This window comes from Clostridium caldaquaticum (genome assembly GCF_023806125.1).
GTDB lineage: Bacteria > Bacillota > Clostridia > Clostridiales > Clostridiaceae > Clostridium_AT > Clostridium_AT caldaquaticum.
In genome coordinates this window covers 33,929-52,840 of the sequence record NZ_JAMSKT010000015.1, presented here as the reverse complement: position 1 = coordinate 52,840, position 18,912 = coordinate 33,929, and the positions used below count along the sequence as shown (strand labels likewise).

Sequence of the window (18,912 nt, the reverse complement as noted above, 5' to 3'; positions counted from 1 at the left end):
TTTATTGTGTTGTTACCTGCAAGAATACTTCTTCCAAGGATAAGTCTACAGGCTTCATCATAAGTACAGGTACCTCTGCTTTTGAAAGTTTCCAGAATAAAGTTTCTCTAATATCTTTATCTTGTTTAGCTACCACTAATATATCAATTGTACCATTTTCAACAGTGTTTTGAATTTCAACCTTCTCAACTTCATTAATATCATTGAGCATTCTTGAAACTTCTTTTCCATTACCTTTAATTCTTAATAACATCTTATTGTTATAGCTTAGTTTCTTAGATAATTCCTCAGGAGTTCCACTGACAACAATTTGACCTTTATTAATAATTACAACTCTGTCACAAACTGCACTTACTTCTGAAAGTATATGAGAACTTAAGATTACAGTGTGATTCTTTCCTAATTCTTTGATTAAGTTTCTTATTTCTATAATTTCCTTTGGGTCAAGCCCTACCGTAGGCTCGTCTAATATTAACAATTCAGGATTTCCAATGATTGCTTGAGCTAGGCCTACTCTCTGTTTATATCCCTTTGACAGATTTTTAATAAGTCTATTTCTATAATGGCTGACTTTAACAATATCAGCTACTCTTTCTATAGTTTCAAAAATTTTATCCCTTTCTATCTTTTTAATTTTGCACACAAACTTTAAATACTCTTCAACGGTCATATCTGTATAAAGAGGCGGTATTTCTGGCAAATATCCTATCTTTTTCTTTACTGCCTTTGGATGCTCTAAAATATCCAGCCCATCAATTTTCACATTTCCTTCTGTTGCGGAAATGTATCCCGTTATAATATTCATTGTAGTTGATTTACCTGCACCATTTGGACCTAAAAAACCAAGAATTTCTCCCTTGTTTACTGTTAAATTTAATCCATTTAATATCACATTTTGTCCATAGCGCTTAACCAAGTTCTCAATCTGAATCAATTATTTTCCCTCCAGTACATCTTTTTCTAAAATTTCAGATATTCAATTTTATAACCACTATCTGTAAGTGTTTACACTTTCAACAAAAACTATTGTATCACAACTTTGCAGCATAAAAAAGTTCTCTAACCTTCTAAAAAGTGAAGAATATTTTTATATTTCATTACAAATTTGTAAACTTATCAAAAAAATAAAACTCCTGCAATAACAGGAGTCTGAAATTATATTAAACAGCTATAGTTTTTTAATAATTATAGTCTCACCCTGAACATCAACAGCTGCAGTACCACCCTTTGAAAGTCCGCCAAAAAGAACTTCATCAACAAAGTAAGGCTTAATTTTCTGCTCTACTACTCTATTTATTTCTCTGGCACCATATATAGATGAAATTCCTTTTTCTGCAATCCATTCATAGCAGCTGCTGCTCACTTCTAAATTTATGCCTTTAACTTTAAGTTTTTCCTCAAATTTTCTTATAGCCCTTTTAGCAATTAAAATTGCCATATTTTTATCCATTTTATTAAACACTACTATATCATCAAGTCTATTTCTAAATTCTGGAGAAAATACCCTTTCAACTTCTTGGTTTATTGCCTCCTCATGCAAAATCCTTTCTCCAAAGCCTATCATAGATTTTCCAACTTCTTTTGCTCCAGCGTTTGATGTCATAATAAGTATAACATTTTTAAAATCTGCCTTCTTGCCTGTATTGTCTGTAAGCTTTGCATAATCCATAATTTGAAGCAGTACATTAAGTACATCTGGATGCACCTTTTCGATTTCATCTAAAAGAAGAACACAGTGAGGAGTTTTTCTTATAGCCTCTGTAAGAAGACCTCCTTCTTCATAGCCTACATATCCAGGAGGAGCTCCTATAAGTCTAGCCACTGTATGTTTCTCTTGGTATTCACTCATATCAAATCGAATCAATGGAATTCCAAATGTTACCGCAAGCTGCTTTGAAAGTTCCGTTTTTCCTACTCCTGTTGGCCCAACAAAGAGCAGATTAGCTATTGGTTTCTCTCCTTCGTTAAACCCTGCTCTAGAACGCTTAATTGCCTTAACTACTGTATCAATTGCTTTATCTTGACCATATATAACTTCCTTAAGTCTATCTTCCAAAGTTTTTAACTTATCTATTTCATTAACTGATACACTATTCTCAGGAACCTTTCCAATAAAAGAAACTATCTTTTCTATCTCTTTTTCTGTTATAATAAGCCTCTCATTACTATCCTTAGAATGCAGCCTTGCATAAGCTCCTGCTTCATCTATAACATCTATAGCCTTATCAGGAAGATGTCTGTCTTGAATATATTTAATAGAAAGCTCACAAGCTGCCATAAGGGCATTATCCGTATAGGACACATTATGATACTCTTCATATCTTTCCCTAAGTCCAAGCAATATTTTATAAGTATCATCTAAGGAAGTTTCAGGTATTTCTATTTTTTGAAATCTTCTTGAAAGTGCCCTGTCCTTTTCAAAAATCTTTTTATATTCCTCATAGGTTGTTGAACCAATTACCCTAAGTTTTCCCCTATCTAAAAAGGGCTTAAGTATATTAGAAGCATCCATAGTACCTCCTGAAATTGAACCAGCCCCAATTACTGTATGTATTTCATCTATAAAAACAATAGCTTTTTCTTGTTTTACTATTTGATTTAATACCTTTTTTATTCTTTCTTCAAAATCTCCTCTATATTTAGTACCAGCCAGCATACCTCCCATATCTATGGAATATATTTTATAATTTTTAAGGAGATTAGGCACCTTGTTTTGTACTATAAGCTGTGCTATTCCTTCAGTAATTGCTGTCTTTCCAACACCTGGATCTCCTACATGTATAGGGTTGTTTTTCAATCTTCTGCAAAGCACTTGGAGTGTTCTTTCCAAAATTTCTTCTCTGCCAATTAAAGGATCAAGCTCTCCCCTTCTTGCTTTTTCAGTAAGTTCTACAGAGAAACTGTTTAGCATGTCTTCTTTTAAATCTTTATCTTCTGAATTCTTATCAGAAGTCTGTTCATAATTATTGTCCTTTGAAACCCCATGAGTAATATAATTTAAAATATCTATTCTTCTTATCCCTTGCTCTCTTAAGAAAAAGCTTCCAAAACTTTCTTCTTCATCATATATTGCAACAAGTACATCACCAAAGGTAATAACCTTTTTGCCGCAGGCTAAAACATGGCTTGCAGCTGAAGACAAAATATTTTCTACACCTAAAGTTTGTGCAGGCTCCTTACCATCTGTTTTTCCTACATAATCTCTAAAATAACCTCTTATATCTTCTTTTAACTTTTCGATATTTCCCCCGCAGTTCTCCACTATTTCCTTGCTTTCATCAAAAAACAGGGCAGAATACAATATGTGTTCAGGAGTTACGTATTCATGTTTTTCAGCTTTAGCTTCATTATATGCAGCAATAAAAATCTCATTTAAAAGTCTATCTATTTCCATACCTATTCCTCTTTCAAACTTAATTTTAACGGAAAACCATTTTCCCTTGCCTCTTTATGAACCTGACTAATTTTAGTTACAGCAATATCATAAGGATAAGTGCCAGCTAAGCCCATCCCCCTTTTATGTACATCTAGCATAATCTTTGTTGCTTCTGAAGGTGTTTTGTTAAAAAATTTTATCAATATATCTACAACAAAATCCATTGTAGTATAATCATCGTTATGCATATAAACATGGTACATTTTTGGTTTTTTAACCTTTATTCTAGCATCCTCTTTAAGTATGGTTTTTTCTCCCATTAATAACATCTCCATATTAATATATACTTTAAAATCTTCATATTTATAATTGAATTTATCATAAATTTAAGCAAAAAGCCAGCAAGTTTAAAATCACTCTTGCTGACTTACTTCTAAATTTAATAACTTATAAAAAAAGGTATGGTTTGTTCTGATCGATTTAAAAAGCTGTCATATACACAAACCTTTAATTTATGTTCTCCTTGAGGAAGTTTCTTGAATTTAGAACTTCCATGAATATTTTTAAAGTTTAAATCTTCACTGCATATATTATCATCTATGTAGTATTCTACCTTTTTCACATCTTTAAATGCAGCGATATCTATATTTAGTTCATTTTCTTTCACTTCAAATCTTTTAACCCTAAACCTTGGAGCAATTTTGGTTCCAATTCTCTTTGCACCGCTTGGAGGTACCTTTAAAGTTCCAAAATCTTTTCTAACATCATCTACAGCTTTTCCAGCTACTCTTATCTTTGTTACATCCATAACACCAGCACCGCTGTCACTTAAATACTTTAAATATCCCACTGAACCTGGATCCCAGTTCATAACCAAAGCAGCAATTGTATCTACTGCTACAGCATCCCGCCCTGCCATCACAAGTCTCATATTCATCCTATCTTCTTTACTGCTGTTTACATATCCTGGTGCAGATCCATTTTGATAGCCTTGCAAGCCATCTAGTATAACAAAATCTGCAGGTCTGCAAAGATAATAATCGTGTATCCACTTATGCAAATCTCCGTCCTTATTATCATGAGGAACCATATTCATTCTTGAATTATCCGTTTGAGAAGCTCCATAAATATTTGCCGGTGTAGCTCCAATACTAAGATTTTTTATACCCCCTGTAACTACAGCACTGGCATGAGTTTTTAAACAGGCTATACTTATTAACACATCCGCTTCTTTATATCTCTTGTTTAAATAATACTCTTTATGCAAAAGTCCATTTGGAAGATTAACTTTGACCAAGCTAGGCGAATTATAGTCCTGCCAAAGCCCGCTGTCTTCTTCAATACCTATAAATCCATCTACATCTTTTATATATTCATGAGAATAATTTAGATTTTTCATTACATCAGTTGTTTTATACTCCGCAGAACCTTCCATTATATAGACCTTGCCAATGCTGTTAAGCTCTCTGACCATTTCAACTACTGCTTTAGTAATCCTCCAGTCCGTTGTAATACCATTAATTTCTTTATCCAAAGGCTCTCCTGTAATACTATCTTTACTGCTTACTAAATTAGGCTTTATAACAACAGTATCTCCTGGCTTAATTAAATTATTAAAACCACCTGCAAGATTTATAGCTTCTTTTACCATAGTTTTAATATCTTCGTAGGTCAGTTCCTTTGCCCAAGCCTTCTCTGACTGCACTATAGAAACTTTTGAATACTTATCCACAGAATTCATTATATTTACCTCCACATTTTGTAGATTTTCAATACTTATATTCTCCAAAAGTTTCAACATTATTATACATATTTAACTGCTTTGCTGCCATTCAAGCATTCTATATTCTTTTATGGCATCAGGAGCATAATCTAGAGTTGGCTCTGCAGCTTTTACATTAGAAAGCTTTTTTATTACTCCATAAGGTCTTTTAAGAGAAAGCTCTTCATTTTTCCCTGTAAGCACCCATATAGTTCTTTTATGAACTGGTACTAAACTTAATTCCTCTTCTCCTAAGCCATCTGTAAAATAGATTAAAATATGATTTCTCATTCTTTTTTGAGACATATAGTATATCACAGGAGAAAATTTTGTACTTCCTCTTGTATTTAATTTTTTCTTTATTCCTTTTTTATCCTTAACCTTGTAAACTCTTCTTACTTCACTATCACATTCTAAAATTGTTATTTCTGAAGGATAATTCTTAACTATTGAAAAAATCTCTGTCATTATATTTTCAATCTGCTTATCACTTATACTTCCGCTAATATCTATTGCAACTACAATTTGAGCAATATGCTTTGAAAGACGTCCTCTTAAATCCAGCCTATCTGGCTGTCGCCTGTCTTTTCTTGTAATAACCTTTTTATAGCCATAGGGCAGACTTCCTAAAAGTTTCTTAAGATAATCTTTCCAGCTTATTTCAGCTTTTCTATTAAGTTCTCTTATAAGCTCATCAATACTTTCAGGAATTTTCCCCTTTAATGCACTTAAAGCCATCTTTTTTGTCATTTCTTTTATCATTGCTCCATCTAATTCTTCATCTGTATCCCATATATCATGGGTATTAAAAATATGGCTATTTTCTTTTATTAAATTTTCATCAAAGTTATTTAATCCTTCTTCTGTATCTTTTACTCTCTTTCGTTTATTTAATGCAGCCTGTATTGCAGCTGCATACTGCTCCATAGTCTGTTCTTCCTTCAAATCCACATCATAGCTTCGTTTTACATTTTCTATATTGTAAGACCAAAGAGGCAAATTTAAAATATATTGATTTACGGAAATATCCATTGCTATATTAACTGCCAAATCACTGTACATATTTTTAAGAACTCTGGCTCTCGTATGATGTCCACTCATAATATGGTATATTTCGTGCTTAATAAGTGCCTCCAGCTCAAGCCTACTACAGTCTAAAACGACTAAAGGATTAAAATAAATAACATATCCTTGATTAGTTATCCTTGTTCCAGTAGCAGAAGGCAAATCTATTTTTATTTCCCTTTTCATTTGAATAAAAAAGAAAGCAAAGAAATTATCATCTTTATTCATCATGGATAAAGCACAAATTTCAATAAGCTTAAAAAATTTTTTTTTAAATTCCTCAGTTATCCTTGCATTTTCATCCAAGATTGATACTTCAGCAAGCAGCTCTCCTCTTAGCTTCTCAAACATATTTACTTCCATTATATTGCCTATACCTCTATTTCATTGTAAATTTTAAAAAAACCTTCTATAAAAGTATCTTCCATAAGAAATTCATTATATAATTCTTCATAATAAACTTCTCTTATTTCCTTCATAACAGCCATCTTTAAATCTGGAGGAAAGTACTGCAAAAATTCAGAGAATAATTTTATCTCTTTATTCTTCTCTTCTTTATCTTTAATGTAGTTTAATGCATTTTTAGCTGACATATAAAGTCTTGAATGATTTTCCTTTTTAATTTTATTTATTAAAGTTTCAGTAAGTTCTTCCTCTGCAAAAATATCCTCTGGTCTAATAAGAGGATTTTTATTGTTTTCTAAAAAACTATAAAATTCTTGTGCAATACTAACACCAACATTGCCCTTTACTACATTTTGAAAAATTCTACTTGGAATATCATCTTTTTTATTTAAATAGATCTTATAAGCCTTTGAAACCCTCTCCCAGCTTCTTGGAGTTGCCTTCACCATTTCATTTGAATATGGCGTATGCAAATATTGTGGGAAACTGGAAATAAAATTTAAAATATCCTCATGTATTCCCCCTTCTTCTATGCCCCAAGAAATCCAAGACTTTACATCAGATTCCATTTCGATCCATACAAAACGGTCTTCCTGAGCAGGATCCATATCCACAACCTGATAATCACTTTCACTGTAGTTTTCATATTTATTAGAAGGGTTCATAGCAGCAGCTACCTTAACAGACTCTGGAAGCTTATATCCATTAATCTCTCTATTTAATATAATGTTCATTATCTCCTGCTGTACTGAATGTTCACATCGGTTTATCTCATCTATAAAAAGAAGAACCGTACTTTCAGGCTCTTTTGTAAGAATCTCATCAATTTCCTGAAGCTTAGTATGAACTGCATATACAGTTTTTTTCTTTTTAACTTGTTTTCTATCAATGAAGGCAGTATATTCTTCAACTATAGGCAGTCCTCCTATTTCTCCTTCCTTCAGCAAATTTCCATCTATAACAATATTATAATAACCTTTCTCCCTGCAAAGTCTTTTAATAAGAGCAGTTTTTCCAATACCGCTCTCTCCTATTAATAAAGGTACATCTCCGCTTTCTAGCACCAGTTCAATTGTTTGTAATGCATCTTTAAAATTCATAGTAATACTCCTTGTTTTATACACTCAATTTGTAATCTACTAAAGCTCTTTTGGCAGCTTTGCTTCCATAGTTGTATATAAACCTAGTTTTATTTATATTTAATGAATGACAATTAATAAAATTAATAACATAATTGTTACTGATATTTTCATCACTTAGCTTTTTTTTCAAAACTATCTCCAAAGCTTTTATATCAATATCTTTTATGTATTTTACTACATCTATATTATCTGCTGCAAAAAGAAGCTTGGTTTCATCATCTATTTCTTTCATATACAAAACAGCTTCTGCATTTTTAAAAATAGCTGCCCTCTTAACCTTTAAAGTAGGATTTTTTATATATTTTATAGCACTAAAATGCTTGTTAACAGCAAGAAGCTGAATATATTCCGAAGGCTCCTTTATATACTGTATACAATCCCAATCCTTATTTACTGCTAAAGCTTGCAATTCTTCAGAAGGATTATCCAAATACTGTATTGCCCAGCCTTTCACACCTATTGCTTCTCTTATCGTCCTTTCTGAAGGATTCTTAATTAATTTTAAAGTATTCCAGGCTTTCTGTACAGCATAAACGCACATTTCTTCGCTAGGCTCATCTATATATTCCATAGCCCAAACATTTGATTTTAAAGCCTTCCATTTTATTTCCTCAGAAGAATTTTTAAAATACTTTAACAATACTCCATTTTTCCTTACAGCTGCAGAAATCATTTCTTCTGAAGGATTTTCAACAACTCTTATATAATAAGGGTCCCTTTCAATTATTTGCATAACTTTACTGACATCCATATATATATATAAATACACCCCATTATAAAATTTATTAATAAATAATTCTTATTCAAATACTATTATAATATAAATTCACAAAAATTAAATGAAAACTATGATAATTGGTATTTTTAAATACTACTATTAAAAATATTATAATATACTTATAAAGAAGATTTTATGAGGAGGTGCTCTGAAATGGATAAAACTATAGAATTTAAAACTCAGTTAAATAAATTTATATTTGATATATTAAGCAGTTATAAGTTTAAAGAAAACATAACTTCCCTTATTAATGAAGAACTCAAGAAAACCATACTATTAAAAAAAGAAACATTATTTGAGGCTGAAGGTTATATAAATATTAAAGAAAATATCAAAGTCAGAATAACAGAGTCTTTAAAAAATGGCGATTTAAAACAGGATGTTTACAAATTTATAGATAGTAATCTAAAATCTCTTGAAAATTCAAATAGCACTCTAGACACTATAATACCTGCTGCGTTTATTAATGGTATTAAAGTATATATATACAACAATAGTGGGGAAATAGTTGCTTCACTTAAAAAATTTTTAACAAGTGAAAATATAGATAAAAAAATCAATGAAGAAATTATAAAAATATTAAACAGTATAAATCCAATGGCATCAAAATTTATTAATGCAAATATCATTAACACAAAGATATTAGATGCTATAAATGAATATATAGATGATCCCAAAAATATAATAAACATAATAAATATGCTTAATAGTCAGCTTGATAATCTTATGAAAAAGAAAATTTCAGAATTTGCAGTTTACTTTCCAGTAGAAGGCAGAAAATCCTTAGTAAACTCTATGTCTAATAATTTAACAAATAAACTTCTTTCAGAAAATTTTATTAATATGGTTATTAATAAAGCTGAAGAAATGCTTAAATATGAGTTTTCTCTGCTAAACGAAAACTCTGAAATCTTAGCCAATAATATTAATAAACTGATAAACAGCTTTATAGAAACAAATTACACTAAATTATTAGAAAGTACTGAATTAAAAACGTTAATAGATGAATTCTCAAGTAATAAAATTGATAATCTTCTTCAGAAACCGCTTAAAGATTTTATATAAAAAGGGCTAAAACCATTAGGTTCCAGCCCTTCCTTATAATATGGAATTTAATCCTATACTTCAAGTATATGTTGGATTATAAGTTTCTTTCGTAAGCTTCAACCATTTTCTTAACCATTTGTCCGCCTACTGATCCAGCTTCTCTTGAAGTTAAATCTCCATTGTAACCATCTTTAAGGTTAACTCCTACTTCACTTGCTGCTTCCATCTTAAATTTATCTAATCCTGCTTTAGCTTGTGGTACTAATGCTCTGTTATTTCTGCTTGCCATAATTAATTCCTCCTCAAAATTTTATATTTTTTATTTGGTGTTGCTTTGTACTATAAGTTTGTGCTGATTTTAAAATAATACTCTATAAAATTAAAGGAAGATAAACAAAATTTTATCTTCCTTTAATAAAATATCCTCATTTTCCATTCTTATCTATTTTTTATAATCCCTACAGCAATTCCAAGCACAGAAGCTTGTTTATCATGGATAAAAATAGGCTCGTATTTATCATTTTCAGGCATAAGTACTACATTAGTGTTTTGATAACTTAACCTCTTAAGAGTAGCATTTCCCTCTAAATCAACAGCTACTATATCTCCCTTTTGAGCAGTAGATTGCTTTCTTATAACAACATAATCACCATCAAATATATCTGCTCCTATCATACTATCTCCTTTAACCTTTAATATAAAACAATCCTTTATCCCTTTAAACCAATACTGTGGAAGATAAAATTCAGACTCCATCTCATCATTTATCATTATTGGTTCTCCTGCTGCAATATCGCTATATACCGGTACTGCTTTTAAGGCATCTCCTTTTAAACTCTCTTCTTTATCACCTTCAACTATAAATATTTCATCTATTGTATTGTAATCCCTTTTAAAATCATATGTTCTATGATATTTTAAATCAATATATTGAAAATTTTCCATAGAAATATTTATTTCTTTTTGTTTACCCATATCTATTATTTTCTTCTCTGCCTTATCTATGTATGTCTTAGATAATATATAGTTTTTAACTTTATTTCCTAAATCCAGATTGCAAAGTTTTCTTCCTTTTATAAACCATGAATTAGAATTCACTTTCTCTGTTTTATTTATTATAAAAGTAATACTAGAATAAGTTTTAGAAATAAGCAGCTTTTTTATAAAATCTATCTGAGTTTTAGTAAGAACCTGCGCTTCATCTACTAAAATATGAGTATATTTATTTCCCATTGCACTTTGTACTCTTTTTAAAGCAAGGCTGCATATATCTTCATAATCTATTAAACTGCTACTTTGCAACTTATGATTATAACTTTCTAAAAGTTCAAAAATAATTTCTCTTTCCTTTGAATTTTTTAAAAATCTTGCTGGTCCAAAGTCTTTTTTTGCTTTTCTGCCAATTCTATCAGCGATTTGATAATCTTCTATTTTGTCATAACCACAAGCTTTAATCCATGATATTTCTTCTCTTAAAAAATCTAAATATTTATTATCTAGAATTTTACTTACTCCATACTTTCTTTTTAAAAATTTAGTGCATTCTGCAATAATCTCGTTCTTCTCTTTATCTTCCTGAAGAATTTTAAACCACTGCTTTGTACTGTTTGTATATTCAAAATAAAATCTATTTATAATATCTCCTATAGTAAATACATCAACTCTATCTATATTATTGCTAAACAAAGTTTTATAATCAACTTTAGTTTCATCTTCTATTTTATTATATTTTTCTCGTATATCATCTCTATTTATGCTGTCTTTAGCTAAAATTAAAATTTTATCCTCATTATAAAGACAATAGTTATTCTTTAGGTAAAGGGCTCTATATACTGCAGTTGTTGTCTTTCCTGAACCACTTGTGCCCTTTAGCAAACTTATTCCTAAGGGCCTGCTTCTAACTATTTTATTTTGAACTGCATCTAACTGCATAATACCCTCCTCCTTATTACGATTAATCTATTAATTTATTATTTTTTATATATATGTAAACTCCATTCTTACATAATGTATTAAAATTTCCCTTTGATAAATACATTTAAAAATATATATTATATATATTATATCAAAAAAAATAAGGCTAGAGAATGAACTCCAGCCATTATTTTATAACTTTCTATACAGCAAATGACTTCCAGTATCCTTTTCTATTTTTACATTGCTGTACATTCCCTGTTCAACTTCAGCTTTAAACCTTTTTCCATCTTCTGTATGGTTTTCAAGTGCAAAATCATCTTGAACAATATCTTTATATTCAAAAGGCTTTCCTGCTGGAACCTTGTCTAGCTTGTTTAAACATATGTGGCTTCTGTTAGACATAATAATATCCTTCCTTTCTTATATTAAAGTACTCGATAATATTATGTGCAAGTATGAACTCTAATATTTACTTTAATAACCTAATTCTTTTCCTACTATTATAACCTTTATTCTTCCTTTTTTGCCTTGTCTTCTAATAAGTACATATTCATTACATATTCTTTCAGGACTTTTACATTCCATACAGTATCCAACCTTAGTGCACGGATTATTTCTATTTAATCTTATATTATTTGCCGGAGCAGCTATTTGCTTGTTTCTTAGAATGGCAGCTTCCAAATCTTTTACTATCTTATTTACTCCTGCTATAACAATAACAGAATCTGGTCCGTAAAGCATGGCAGCAACTCTATTTCCATTACCGTCAACATTATATAATTCTCCATTTTCAGTTAGTGCATTAGTACTTGTTAAATATACATCAGCAAAAAAACTTTTTCTATATATTTCTTTAATTTCTTCTGCATTTAAATTTCCTGCATACCTGTCGAGAAAATTAAATTTTCCGCTTCTTAAAAAATCTATTACGCCAGTTTCAAAAAGTGTTTGTGAACCTCCAACAGAAACTGTATCTCCTTCTTTTACAAATTCACTAATTTTTTTGATTACTCCTACTTCATCCTCTACATAAAAAGCTTCCATATTATTCTTTTCCAAATTTTCCATAGTTCGCTTTATCATTTGTTCTTGAACAAATTTTAAGTTTTTATCCATTTCAATTCACCTCAACAACATTAAAAATATTATTTCAAATCAATTATAACAAAATATATAAAAAAAGTGTGAGATTTAACCCTTCCACTTCTGTGTTGTTACTTGGCGTTAGTACAACTAGATTTTAATAAAGTTTCTCTTTCTGGTTTTACAACAAAATTGTAGAAATAATTAATAATGTCGCTTCTTTTAATTATACCTATAAACACACCATTATCATCTATAACAGGCACAAAATTCTGATTTATAGCCAAATTTATAAGGCTTTCCATACTAGCATCTATAAATACAGGTTTATTTATAACTTTTCTTGGTATATCACATACTTTAATACTGCTTGTATCTTTAATACTTAATTCTGGTGTATTTTTTAACTTTCTGAGCAAATCACCTTCTGTAAGTGTGCCTACATACCGCCCCTTCTCATCAATAATAGGAACTGCAGTATATTTATGATACTCCATTCTTTCAATAACCTGTCTCATTGTTGAATTTTGAGTCTCATAAACAACATCACTTTTAGGCGTAAGAAAAAATGCTATATTCATACTGTCTTCGTTCTCCTATATCTTATTTTTTAGAAACCATTTACAATTATATTTTAACATATTTTCACATTAATTTGTCTGCAAAACTATAAAATTTACAATTACTTTATATAAAATTTAAGGACAGTTCACTAAAAAGCAAACTGCCCTTACTTTTAATGCATTTCTTCTTCAAATTTTTCTTCGCATTTTCCTGTATTGCCTGGGGTTCCTTCAAAAGCATTTATATACATCTGCTTTAATTCACAAATCAATGGATATCTCGGATTAGCTCCTGTACATTGATCATCAAAAGCTGATTCTGCCATTTCATCAAGTGTAGCATAAAACTTTTGCTCAGATATTCCAAATTCTTTTATAGTTTTTGGAATATTTACTTTAGCTTTTAAATCATCTATTTCCTTAATCAGATTATTTATTTTTTCATCCTCATCTTTACCTCCGAGTCTTAGATAGTCAGCAATTTGAGCATATCTCCACTTGGCATTTGGATATTTATATTGTGGAAATGCAGTCTGCTTTCTAGGATTATCTACTGCATTGAATCTTATAACTTCATTTATAAGCATTCCATTTGCTATACCATGAGGCACATGATGCATTGCACCTAACTTGTGAGCCATAGAATGACATACACCTAAAAATGCGTTAGCAAAAGCCATACCTGCCATTGTTGCTGCATGAGCCATCTTTTCTCTTGCTTTAACATTAGTTGTACCTTCATTATAAGCTACAGGAAGATATTTAAATATTAATCTGATAGCCTCCAAAGCAAGGCCATTAGTATATTCTGAAGCAAGTACTGAAACATAGGTTTCTATAGCATGTGTCAAAGCATCTATACCAGAAGCTGCTGTTAAACCTTTTGGCATATTCATCATAAGTTCTGCATCGATAATAGCCATATCTGGTGTAAGCTCGTAATCAGCCAGTGGATATTTAATTCCTGTCTTTTCATCAGTTATAACTGCAAAAGGGGTTACCTCTGAACCAGTTCCTGCTGAAGTCGGTATAGAAACCATCATAGCTTTCTCTCCCAGCTTAGGGAATGTATATACTCTTTTTCTTATATCCATAAATCTCATTGCTAAATCTTCAAACCTTACTTCCGGATGCTCATATAAAACCCACATAATCTTAGCTGCATCCATAGGTGACCCTCCACCTACTGCAATTATTACATCAGGTTTAAAGGAAACCATTTCCTGAGCACCTTTTCTTGCTGTAGCCAAGGTAGGATCTGGTTCAACATCAAAAAATATCTTAAATTCCAGTCCTATGTCCTCAAGTACATTAGTAACTAAATCTACAAAGCCTAAGTCAAATAAAACTTTGTCTGTAACAATAAAAGCTCTTTTCTTATGCATTTCCTTTAATTCTCTAAGAGCTATTGGAAGGCAACCAAATTTAAAGTAAATTTTTTCAGGAACTCTGAACCAAAGCATATTTTCTCTCCTCTCAGCTACACTCTTAATATTTAAGAGATGTTTAACTCCTACGTTTTCTGATACAGAGTTACCTCCCCAGCTTCCGCAGCCAAGAGTTAAAGAAGGAGCTAGCTTAAAGTTATAAATATCTCCTATAGCCCCCTGAGAAGCAGGCATATTAACTATAGTTCTTCCAGTCTTCATATAAGCTCCAAACTTTTCAATTCTATCTCTTGATTTAACCTGGTCTGTATAAAGAACTGAAGTATGACCAAATCCACCTAATTCAATAAGTTTGACAGCTAATTGCAGTGCATGGTCAAAGTTTTTAGCTCTATACATTCCAAGCACAGGAGATAATTTTTCATGAGCAAAAGCTTCTTTAATATCTACATTTTCTACTTCTCCTATTAAAACTTTAGAAGTTACAGGTACTTCTAACCCCGCCATTTTAGCTATTTTATAAGCAGTTTGGCCTACTATATCTGCGTTTAACTGCAAATTCTCCTTTAATATTATTTTCCTAACCTTATCTATTTCTTCTCCTTTTAAAATATAAGCACCTCGTTCTTTAAACTCTTCAATAACCTCATTATAAACTTCATCTAATACTATAACTGACTGCTCAGAAGCACATATTACTCCATTATCAAAAGTTTTAGATAAAAGTATGGAACTTACAGCCATTTTTATGTGAGCTGTTTCATCTATAATAGCTGGTGTATTTCCAGCACCAACACCAATTGCAGGTCTTCCAGAAGAATAAGCTGCTTTTACAAGCCCTGGTCCTCCAGTTGCTAATATTATATCGCTTTCGCTCATAAGAGTATGAGTCATTTCCAGTGATGGTTCATCAATCCATCCGATTATTCCTTCAGGAGCTCCAGCTTTTACAGCTGCCTCAAGTATAATCTTAGCTGCAGCTATAGTTGAATTTTTAGCTCTTGGATGTGGAGAAAATATTATAGCATTTCTTGTTTTTAAAGCTATTAATGATTTAAAAATTGCAGTTGAGGTTGGATTTGTAGTTGGTATTACAGCTGCAACAACTCCTATTGGTTCTGCTATCTTTTCAATACCAAAAGATTCGTCCCTGCTTATAACTCCACAAGTTTTTTCATCTTTATACTGGTTATATATATACTCAGCTGCAAAGTGATTTTTTATAACCTTATCCTCTACAATTCCCATTCCGGTTTCTTCAACAGCCATTTTTGCAAGCTCTATTCTTGCGTTATTTGCCGCCATAGCAGCCTGCCTGAATATCTCATCAACCTGTTCCTGTGAGTATAAAGCAAATTTTTTCTGTGCCGCTCTTACTTCTTTAACCTTCTGGATAAGTTCATCTACATTTGTTACACTCATTAGTTACACCTCTCATTATTTAATAGATAATAGACAGGTTTAGTATATGTTAAAATAAAAATTTTTAATACGATACAAAACGAAAAGAAAAAAAGATCCGCTTGATTTCTCCTGCGGATCTTTTTAAAATTTATTATTCTTCTACCTTGGTTCCTTCAAATGCATTTATATACATTTGCTTAATTTCGCTTATTAATGGATATCTTGGATTAGCTCCTGTACATTGGTCATCGAAAGCTTGCTCTGCCATTTCATCTAAGCTAGCATAGAAGTTTCTTTCTGATACTCCAGCATCTTTAATTGTTTTTGGCATTCCTACAGCATCCTTTAATTCATCTATAGCCTTAATTAAAAGTTCAACCTTTTCCTCTTCAGTATTTCCACCAAGATTTAGGTAATCTGCAATCTTAGCATATCTAGTTTTAGCAACTGGATACTTGTATTGTGGGAACGCAGTTTGCTTTCTTGGATTATCAACAGCATTAAATCTAATAACTTCATCTATCATAAGAGCATTAGCAACTCCGTGTGGTATATGATGTGCAGCTCCTAATTTATGTGCCATTGAGTGACATACTCCAAGGAATGCATTTGCAAACGCCATACCAGCTATTGTAGAAGCATGTGCCATTTTTTCTCTTGCCTTAATATTTGTAGTTCCTTCGTTATATGCAGCTGGAAGATATTTAAATATTAATCTTATAGCTTCAAGTGCTAAACCATTTGTATATTCTGAAGCAAGTACTGATACATAAGCTTCTAAAGCATGAGTTAAAGCATCTATACCTGAAGCAGCTGTTAAACCTCTTGGCATCTTCATCATAAGTTCTGCATCAACTATAGCCATATCTGGAGTTAATTCATAATCAGCAAGTGGATATTTTATTCCTGTCTTCTCATCAGTTATAACTGCAAATGGAGTTACTTCTGAACCAGTTCCTGCTGAAGTAGGAATAGCAACCATCATAGCCTTTTGTCCCATAACAGGGAATCTGTATACTCTCTTTCTTATATCCAAAAATCTCATTGCTAAATCTTCAAATTTTACTTCTGGATGCTCATATAATACCCACATAATCTTAGCAGCATCCATTGGTGAACCTCCACCTACTGCAATAATTGTATCTGGCTCAAAACTCTTCATTTCAGCAGCACCTTTTCTTGCTGTAGCAAGTGTTGGGTCTGGTGCAACATCAAAGAACACCTTATAGTCCACACCAATCTCTTCAAGCACCTTTGTAACTGTATCCACAAAGCCTAAATCATATAATACCTTATCTGTTACTACAAATGCTTTCTTCTTTCCTAAATCCTTTAATTCTCTTAAAGCAACTGGTAAGCTACCATATTTAAAATAAACTTTTTCTGGAACTCTAAACCAAAGCATATTCTCTCTCCTCTCAGCTACGTTCTTAATGTTTAAAAGATGTTTTACCCCAACGTTTTCTGATACAGAGTTTCCACCCCAAGAACCGCAACCAAGAGTAAGTGATGGAGCTAATCTAAAGTTATAAATATCTCCAATAGCACCTTGTGAAGACGGCATATTAATAATTGTTCTACCAGTTTTCATAGCAGCACCGAATTTTTCAATTCTGTCTTTGCATTTAACCTGATCAGTGTAAAGAACAGAAGTATGTCCAAACCCGCCTAGCTCAATAAGTCTAGCAGCCTTTTGAAGTGCTTCATCAAAGCTCTTTACTCTATACATACCAAGTACCGGTGATAACTTTTCGTGGGAGAAGGCTTCCTCAAGTTCTACAGATTCAACTTCTCCAATTAAAACCTTAGCATCCTCTGGAACAGTTACTCCTGCCATTGCAGCTATTTTATAAGCAGGTTGTCCAACTATTGCTGCATTTAATGCTCCATTCTTTAATATAACATTTCTTACTTTATCTACTTCTTCACCTTTTAAGAAGTAAGCTCCTCTTTCTATAAATTCATTCTTTACTTCATCATAAACTTCATCCATTACAATAACTGTTTGCTCAGATGCACATATTACACCATTATCAAAAGTCTTTGATAAAAGTATTGAACTTACAGCCATCTTTAAATGAGCTGTTTCATCTATAATAGCTGGTGTATTTCCTGCTCCAACACCGATAGCTGGCTTTCCTGAAGAGTATGCAGCTTTTACCATTCCTGGTCCACCAGTTGCAAGTATTATATCAGCCTGTGCCATAACCATTTGAGACATTTCAACTGTTGGTTCATCTATCCAGCCAATTATTCCTTCTGGTGCACCAGCTTTAACAGCAGCATCTAAAACTATTTTAGCAGCAGCTATTGTAGCATTCTTTGCTCTTGGGTGTGGTGAGAAAATAATACCATTTCTTGTTTTTAAAGCTATAAGTGCCTTAAAAATTGCTGTAGAAGTTGGATTTGTTGTTGGAACTATAGCAGCTATAACTCCTATTGGCTCTGCAACCTTTGTTATACCAAAAGCTTCGTCTGTCTCTATAACTCCACATGTTTTTTCGTCTTTATATTGATTGTATATATATTCTGAAGCAAAGTGATTTTTAATAACCTTGTCTTCAACTATTCCCATACCAGTTTCTTCAACAGCCATTTTAGCTAATTTTATTCTTGCATTGTTTGCAGCCATGGCAGCTTGTCTGAAAATTTCATCTACCTGTTCTTGTGTATAAGTAGCAAACTTCTTTTGAGCTTCCCTGATTTGTTCAATTCTTAAAGCTAATTCTTCCATGTTTGTAACTTTCATAATGTTACCTCCTTATATTCATAAATTTTTCTTGAATATCAAATTGCATTCTTAACACCATTATGTACCAAAAGTTTGTTAAACTTTTAACTACATTTTTATTATATATTGCCTTTTATAAAAAATCAATAGCTTTTGTTAAAATTTATACAAATTTATTTTAAAATTTTTTATTCATCTCATTTCTACAAAATAAGCATTTTCAAGGTTTCTTGAAAACGATTTGCAAAACT

General features: G+C 31.5%; 15 protein-coding genes. 1 reads left to right on the top strand and 14 read right to left on the bottom strand.

Translation table 11 applies throughout. The features are described 5' to 3' along the window. Position 1: 1 nt before the first annotated feature. From M2651_RS10605 to M2651_RS10575, 7 genes are all read right to left on the bottom strand, one after another. A complete protein-coding gene (locus tag M2651_RS10605) occupies positions 2–934 on the bottom strand; it encodes an ABC transporter ATP-binding protein (RefSeq protein ID WP_252132327.1) in 933 nt (310 codons plus the stop codon). 234 nt (positions 935–1,168) lie between these two features. Beyond that, entirely contained in the window at positions 1,169–3,394 is a 2,226-nt protein-coding gene (gene clpA / locus M2651_RS10600; protein ID WP_252132326.1) for an ATP-dependent Clp protease ATP-binding subunit ClpA, read from the bottom strand. A gap of 2 nt (positions 3,395–3,396) precedes the next feature. Next, the gene (locus tag M2651_RS10595; RefSeq protein ID WP_252132325.1) at positions 3,397–3,696 is read right to left on the bottom strand and encodes an ATP-dependent Clp protease adaptor ClpS; all 300 of its coding nucleotides are present in this window, start codon (positions 3,694–3,696) and stop codon (positions 3,397–3,399) included. A 119-nt stretch (positions 3,697–3,815) separates the two neighbouring features. After that, entirely contained in the window at positions 3,816–5,117 is a 1,302-nt protein-coding gene (locus tag M2651_RS10590) for a DUF362 domain-containing protein (protein ID WP_252132324.1), read from the bottom strand. A 72-nt stretch (positions 5,118–5,189) separates the two neighbouring features. Beyond that, positions 5,190–6,554 carry a vWA domain-containing protein gene (locus tag M2651_RS10585; RefSeq protein ID WP_252132323.1) on the bottom strand — a complete coding sequence of 455 codons (1,365 nt, stop codon included), beginning with the start codon at positions 6,552–6,554 and terminating at the stop codon, positions 5,190–5,192. Positions 6,555–6,574: 20 nt separating this feature from the next. Next, a complete protein-coding gene (locus M2651_RS10580) occupies positions 6,575–7,708 on the bottom strand; it encodes an AAA family ATPase (protein WP_252132322.1) in 1,134 nt (377 codons plus the stop codon). A gap of 16 nt (positions 7,709–7,724) precedes the next feature. Further along, positions 7,725–8,483: a hypothetical protein gene (locus M2651_RS10575; RefSeq protein ID WP_252132321.1), complete on the bottom strand. Its 759-nt coding sequence runs from the start codon at positions 8,481–8,483 to the stop codon at positions 7,725–7,727. Positions 8,484–8,681: 198 nt separating this feature from the next. On the opposite strand from M2651_RS10575, the gene M2651_RS10570 reads away from it, so the two are divergent. Beyond that, the gene (locus M2651_RS10570) at positions 8,682–9,593 is read left to right on the top strand and encodes a hypothetical protein (RefSeq protein WP_252132320.1); all 912 of its coding nucleotides are present in this window, start codon (positions 8,682–8,684) and stop codon (positions 9,591–9,593) included. A gap of 76 nt (positions 9,594–9,669) precedes the next feature. Here the strand turns inward: M2651_RS10570 and M2651_RS10565 are convergent, their stop codons facing one another. The 7 genes from M2651_RS10565 to adhE (M2651_RS10535) form a co-directional block, all read right to left on the bottom strand. Further along, positions 9,670–9,864, bottom strand: coding sequence for an alpha/beta-type small acid-soluble spore protein (locus M2651_RS10565; protein WP_252132319.1), 195 nt, complete (start codon positions 9,862–9,864; stop codon positions 9,670–9,672). A 149-nt stretch (positions 9,865–10,013) separates the two neighbouring features. Next, positions 10,014–11,507 (bottom strand): transcriptional repressor LexA, encoded by a 1,494-nt coding sequence (gene lexA, locus M2651_RS10560; protein WP_252132318.1) that lies wholly within the window; start codon positions 11,505–11,507, stop codon positions 10,014–10,016. Between the two features lie 174 nt (positions 11,508–11,681). Further along, positions 11,682–11,894, bottom strand: a complete 213-nt coding sequence (locus M2651_RS10555; RefSeq protein ID WP_252132317.1) for a hypothetical protein — start codon at positions 11,892–11,894, stop codon at positions 11,682–11,684. Between the two features lie 72 nt (positions 11,895–11,966). Next, positions 11,967–12,608, bottom strand: coding sequence for a lactate utilization protein (locus M2651_RS10550; protein ID WP_252132316.1), 642 nt, complete (start codon positions 12,606–12,608; stop codon positions 11,967–11,969). Between the two features lie 98 nt (positions 12,609–12,706). Continuing rightward, positions 12,707–13,156, bottom strand: coding sequence for a CBS domain-containing protein (locus tag M2651_RS10545; RefSeq protein WP_252132315.1), 450 nt, complete (start codon positions 13,154–13,156; stop codon positions 12,707–12,709). Positions 13,157–13,311: 155 nt separating this feature from the next. Continuing rightward, entirely contained in the window at positions 13,312–15,948 is a 2,637-nt protein-coding gene (gene adhE / locus M2651_RS10540; RefSeq protein ID WP_252132314.1) for a bifunctional acetaldehyde-CoA/alcohol dehydrogenase, read from the bottom strand. Between the two features lie 133 nt (positions 15,949–16,081). Continuing rightward, complete coding sequence (gene adhE, locus M2651_RS10535; RefSeq protein WP_252132313.1) at positions 16,082–18,679, bottom strand: bifunctional acetaldehyde-CoA/alcohol dehydrogenase; 2,598 nt, start codon at positions 18,677–18,679, stop codon at positions 16,082–16,084. Positions 18,680–18,912: the final 233 nt, after the last annotated feature.

What these genes read in the sequence shown, in the direction of transcription:
- M2651_RS10570 (WP_252132320.1), top strand. Translation starts at nt 8,682, where the DNA reads ATGGATAAAACTATAGAATTTAAAACTCAGTTAAATAAATTTATATTT.
- M2651_RS10575 (WP_252132321.1), bottom strand. Translation starts at nt 8,483, where the DNA reads ATGCAAATAATTGAAAGGGACCCTTATTATATAAGAGTTGTTGAAAAT.
- adhE (WP_252132314.1), bottom strand. Translation starts at nt 15,948, where the DNA reads ATGAGTGTAACAAATGTAGATGAACTTATCCAGAAGGTTAAAGAAGTA.
- M2651_RS10565 (WP_252132319.1), bottom strand. Translation starts at nt 9,864, where the DNA reads ATGGCAAGCAGAAATAACAGAGCATTAGTACCACAAGCTAAAGCAGGA.
- M2651_RS10595 (WP_252132325.1), bottom strand. Translation starts at nt 3,696, where the DNA reads ATGGGAGAAAAAACCATACTTAAAGAGGATGCTAGAATAAAGGTTAAA.
- M2651_RS10585 (WP_252132323.1), bottom strand. Translation starts at nt 6,554, where the DNA reads ATGTTTGAGAAGCTAAGAGGAGAGCTGCTTGCTGAAGTATCAATCTTG.
- adhE (WP_252132313.1), bottom strand. Translation starts at nt 18,679, where the DNA reads ATGAAAGTTACAAACATGGAAGAATTAGCTTTAAGAATTGAACAAATC.
- M2651_RS10550 (WP_252132316.1), bottom strand. Translation starts at nt 12,608, where the DNA reads ATGGATAAAAACTTAAAATTTGTTCAAGAACAAATGATAAAGCGAACT.
- clpA (WP_252132326.1), bottom strand. Translation starts at nt 3,394, where the DNA reads ATGGAAATAGATAGACTTTTAAATGAGATTTTTATTGCTGCATATAAT.
- M2651_RS10545 (WP_252132315.1), bottom strand. Translation starts at nt 13,156, where the DNA reads ATGAATATAGCATTTTTTCTTACGCCTAAAAGTGATGTTGTTTATGAG.
- M2651_RS10580 (WP_252132322.1), bottom strand. Translation starts at nt 7,708, where the DNA reads ATGAATTTTAAAGATGCATTACAAACAATTGAACTGGTGCTAGAAAGC.
- M2651_RS10590 (WP_252132324.1), bottom strand. Translation starts at nt 5,117, where the DNA reads ATGAATTCTGTGGATAAGTATTCAAAAGTTTCTATAGTGCAGTCAGAG.
- lexA (WP_252132318.1), bottom strand. Translation starts at nt 11,507, where the DNA reads ATGCAGTTAGATGCAGTTCAAAATAAAATAGTTAGAAGCAGGCCCTTA.
- M2651_RS10555 (WP_252132317.1), bottom strand. Translation starts at nt 11,894, where the DNA reads ATGTCTAACAGAAGCCACATATGTTTAAACAAGCTAGACAAGGTTCCA.